General features: G+C 70.3%; 1 protein-coding gene. It reads left to right on the plus strand.

Translation table 11 applies throughout. The annotated features are described in order from the left end of the window. Positions 1–1,424: polyketide synthase dehydratase domain-containing protein (locus ACF08W_RS35070; protein WP_392281774.1), on the plus strand; the 1,424-nt coding region annotated here is incomplete at both ends.

A 1,424-nucleotide genomic window follows, 5' to 3' on the forward strand; every position in this document is an offset into this window, starting at 1 on the left:
CACGTCCATACCGGTCTCGAGCCCGACTGGGACGCGGTCTTCGGCCCCGTGGCCGACCGCCGTACCGTCGACCTGCCCACCTACGCCTTCCAACGTCGCCGCTACTGGCTCGACACCCCCGCGAGCCCCGGAGACCTTGGCACTGTCGGGCTCTCCGCTGCCGAGCATCCGCTGCTCGGAGCCGCGGTCGAACTCGCGGGAGGAGCGGGCCACCTCTTCACCGGACGGTTCTCGCGGGGTAGCCAGCCCTGGCTGGCCGACCATGCCGTGGTCGGCGCCGTGCTGCTCCCGGGCACGGCCTTCCTTGACCTCGCGCTGCTTGCCGGGCGCGAGATCGGACTCCCTTCGGTAGAGGAACTGACCCTGGAAGCACCGCTGTTGCTCCCGGAGCGGGGCGAGGTGACCTTCCAGGTAGCGGTGGACGCAGAGGATGAGTCGGGCCGCCGTGAACTCCGTCTCCATTCGCGGGTCGACGGCGACGACGAGTGGACCCGGCATGCTGCCGGCCGGCTCGGGCCGGAGAGGCCGGCCGACGCGGCCTCGGCCGCAACCGGTACCGGTACGGCGTGGCCGCCCACCGGAGCCGTCCCGATCGCGACCGACGACGCCTACATAAGGCTTGCGGACCACGGGTACGAGTACGGCCCGGCGTTCCAGGGCCTGCGGTCGGCCTGGCGGCTCGGCGACCGGACCTATGCGGAGCTGCGCCTCGACGACGAGACAGACGGCGCCGATCGGTACGTGCTGCACCCGGCACTGCTCGACTCGGCCCTGCATCTGCTGCTCCTCGACGACATCGAGCGGGCGGGCGGGTCACCGACGACCATCTCGCTCCCCTTCGCCTGGCAGGGCGTTGATGTGCACCGTCCTGGTCCACGGGATCTGCGAGCCTGCCTCACCAGGACCGGGGAGGACACTACGACGCTGGAGCTGACGGACAGCTCCGGCGAGCCGGTCGCGTCGATCTCGGCACTGGTCGTACGAGCGGCTGATCCTGATCGGCTGGTGCGCCGCAGCGGGCGCCACGAAGCGCTCTTCCAGCTGGAGTGGACGCCCTACGAGGTGCCGTCGTCATCCGTCGACGAGACCGCCACGTCGCACGTCCCGGCAAATGACCTGACGCTGCTGCGGATCCCGGCATCGGCCGACTCGTCCGTACCGGACGCGGCCCGCTCGGCACTCGAACATGCCCTGAGCGTCGTTCAGGAACACCTCGAGGCCGATGAGGCCGAGTCCCGGCCGCGCCTCGCCGTCATCACCGAGGGAGCCGTCGCCGTCCGATCGGACGGCGAGGACCTCACGGATCTCGGACATTCCCCGGTGTGGGGCTTGTTGCGTGCTGTGCAGTCGGAGTATCCGGGTCGGTTTGTGTTGGTCGATGTGGATGGGAGTGAGGGGTCGGCGGGGGCGGTTGTGTCGGCGTT

Source organism: Streptomyces sp. NPDC015144 (genome assembly GCF_043079735.1).
In the GTDB taxonomy this organism is placed as follows: domain Bacteria; phylum Actinomycetota; class Actinomycetes; order Streptomycetales; family Streptomycetaceae; genus Streptomyces.